The 3,393-nt window shown below is 65.4% G+C and carries 1 protein-coding gene; it reads left to right on the top strand.

Translation table 11 applies throughout. The annotated features are described in order from the left end of the window. Window positions 1-3,393 (top strand): DNA-directed RNA polymerase subunit beta (locus tag WA317_RS00305; RefSeq protein WP_425171131.1); only part of this gene is annotated, 3,393 nt, incomplete at both ends.

The following is a 3,393-nucleotide window of genomic DNA, read 5'->3' as shown; positions in this document are numbered from 1 at the left end:
GTCGAACTTCCTCCTACAGCTCCGTTCCCGGGGCCCCGAACCGAATCTCATTCGCCAAGCTGCGTGAACCACTCGAAGTCCCCGGCCTGCTCGACGTGCAGACCGACTCGTTCGAGTGGCTGATTGGCGCGCCGCGGTGGCGTGAGTCCGCCGTAGCCGGCGGCAACGGCGCAGCGAAGCCGGTGAGCGGTCTCGAGGAAGTGCTCTACGAGCTTTCGCCCATCGAGGACTTCTCCGGTTCGATGTCGCTGTCCTTCTCCGACCCGCGATTCGACGAGGTCAAGGCGCCGGTCGACGAGTGCAAAGACAAGGACATGACGTACGCCGCGCCGCTGTTCGTCACCGCGGAGTTCATCAACAACAACACCGGTGAGATCAAGAGCCAGACGGTGTTCATGGGTGACTTCCCGATGATGACCGAGAAGGGCACGTTCATCATCAACGGAACCGAGCGGGTGGTCGTCAGCCAGCTGGTTCGCTCACCCGGCGTGTACTTCGACGAGACCATCGACAAGTCCACCGAGAAGACGCTGCACAGCGTCAAGGTGATACCCAGCCGCGGTGCGTGGCTGGAGTTCGACATCGACAAGCGCGACACCGTCGGCGTGCGCATCGACCGCAAGCGCCGGCAGGCGGTCACCGTGCTGCTCAAAGCCCTCGGCTGGAGCCACGAGCAGATCACCGAGCGGTTCGGTTTCTCCTCGATCATGATGTCGACACTGGAGAAGGACAGCTTCGGCACCGACGAGGCCTTGCTGGACATCTACCGCAAGCTGCGCCCGGGCGAGCCGCCCACCAAGGAGTCGGCGCAGACGCTGCTGGAGAACTTGTTCTTCAAGGAGAAGCGCTATGACCTGGCCCGAGTCGGCCGCTACAAGGTCAACAAGAAGCTCGGTCTGAGTGCAACGCCGGCCGAGACGACTTCGACGACGCTGACCGAAGAGGATGTCGTCGCGACCATCGAGTACCTGGTGCGACTGCACGAAGGGCAGTCCACGATGACTGTCCCGGGCGGCGTCGAGGTGCCGGTGGAAACCGATGACATCGACCACTTCGGCAACCGCCGGTTGCGTACGGTCGGTGAACTGATCCAGAACCAGATCCGGGTCGGTATGTCGCGGATGGAGCGGGTGGTCCGCGAGCGGATGACCACCCAGGACGTCGAGGCGATCACGCCGCAGACCCTGATCAACATCCGCCCGGTGGTCGCCGCGATCAAGGAGTTCTTCGGCACCAGCCAGCTGTCGCAGTTCATGGACCAGAACAACCCGCTGTCGGGTCTGACCCACAAGCGCCGCCTGTCGGCGCTGGGGCCCGGTGGTCTGTCCCGCGAGCGCGCCGGGCTGGAAGTGCGTGACGTGCACTCGTCGCACTACGGCCGGATGTGCCCGATTGAGACACCGGAGGGGCCGAACATCGGTCTGATCGGGTCGCTGTCGGTATATGCGCGGGTCAACCCGTTCGGGTTCATCGAAACGCCGTACCGCAAGGTGGTCGACGGTGTGGTCACCGACGAGATCGAGTACCTGTCCGCCGACGAGGAGGACCGCCACGTCGTGGCGCAGGCCAACTCGCCGATCGACGACGACGGCCGGTTCACCGAAGCGCGGGTTCTGGTACGCCGCAAGGGTGGCGAGGTTGAGTACGTGTCCTCGTCCGAGGTGGACTATATGGACGTCTCGCCGCGCCAGATGGTGTCGGTGGCGACCGCGATGATTCCGTTCCTCGAGCACGACGACGCCAACCGCGCGCTGATGGGTGCCAACATGCAGCGCCAGGCGGTGCCGCTGGTGCGCAGCGAAGCACCGCTGGTGGGCACCGGGATGGAGCTGCGCGCCGCGATCGACGCTGGTGACGTCGTCGTCGCCGAGAAGGCCGGGGTGATCGAGGAGGTGTCCGCCGACTACATCACGGTGATGGCCGACGACGGCACCCGGCGCACCTATCGGATGCGTAAGTTCGCCCGGTCCAACCACGGCACCTGCGCCAACCAGCGGCCCATCGTGGACGCCGGCGAGCGGGTCGAGTCCGGTCAGGTCATCGCAGACGGACCTTGCACCGACAACGGCGAGATGGCGTTGGGCAAGAACCTGCTGGTGGCGATCATGCCGTGGGAGGGCCACAACTACGAGGACGCGATCATCCTGTCCAACCGATTGGTCGAAGAGGACGTGCTTACCTCGATCCACATCGAGGAGCACGAGATCGACGCCCGCGACACCAAGCTGGGCGCCGAGGAGATCACCCGAGACATCCCCAATGTCTCCGACGAGGTGCTGGCTGACCTCGACGAGCGCGGCATCGTGCGAATCGGTGCCGAGGTCCGCGACGGCGACATCCTGGTCGGCAAGGTCACCCCAAAGGGGGAGACCGAGCTGACGCCGGAGGAGCGGTTGCTGCGCGCCATCTTCGGCGAGAAGGCGCGGGAGGTCCGCGACACTTCACTGAAGGTGCCCCACGGTGAGTCCGGCAAGGTGATCGGCATCCGGGTGTTCTCCCGCGAGGACGACGACGAGTTGCCCGCCGGCGTGAACGAGCTGGTCCGGGTGTACGTGGCCCAGAAGCGCAAGATCTCCGACGGCGACAAGCTGGCGGGCCGGCACGGCAACAAGGGCGTGATCGGCAAGATCCTGCCCGCCGAGGACATGCCGTTCCTGCCGGACGGCACCCCGGTGGACATCATCCTGAACACCCACGGGGTGCCGCGCCGGATGAACATCGGCCAGATCCTCGAGACACACCTGGGCTGGGTCACCAAGAGCGGCTGGACCGTTGAAAAGGACGGAGCCGGAGACGTTCCGGACTGGGCGCAGCGCCTCCCCGAGGAGCTGCTGTCGTCAGAACCGGACACCAGGACCGCCACCCCCGTCTTCGACGGCGCGAAGGAGGAGGAGCTGCAGGGCCTGCTGTCCTCCACCCTGCCCAACCGCGACGGTGAGGTGCTGGTCAACGGCGACGGCAAGGCGGTGCTGTTCGACGGCCGCAGCGGTGAGCCGTTCCCGTACCCGGTGACGGTTGGCTACATGTACATCATGAAGCTGCACCACCTGGTCGACGACAAGATCCATGCCCGGTCCACCGGTCCGTACTCGATGATCACCCAGCAGCCGCTGGGCGGTAAGGCGCAGTTCGGTGGCCAGCGGTTCGGTGAGATGGAGTGCTGGGCCATGCAGGCCTACGGCGCGGCGTACACGCTGCAGGAGCTGCTGACCATCAAGTCCGACGACACCGTCGGCCGGGTCAAGGTCTACGAGGCGATCGTGAAAGGCGAGAACATCCCCGAGCCGGGCATCCCGGAGTCGTTCAAGGTGCTGCTCAAGGAACTGCAGTCGTTGTGCCTGAACGTCGAAGTGCTGTCCAGCGACGGCGCGGCCATCGAGATGCGCGACGGCG

Origin of the sequence: Mycobacterium sp. (assembly GCF_049802695.1) — a bacterium.
GTDB lineage: Bacteria > Actinomycetota > Actinomycetes > Mycobacteriales > Mycobacteriaceae > Mycobacterium.
The sequence above is the reverse complement of the archived record's forward strand: the minus strand, read 5'-3'. Positions and strand labels throughout refer to the sequence as shown.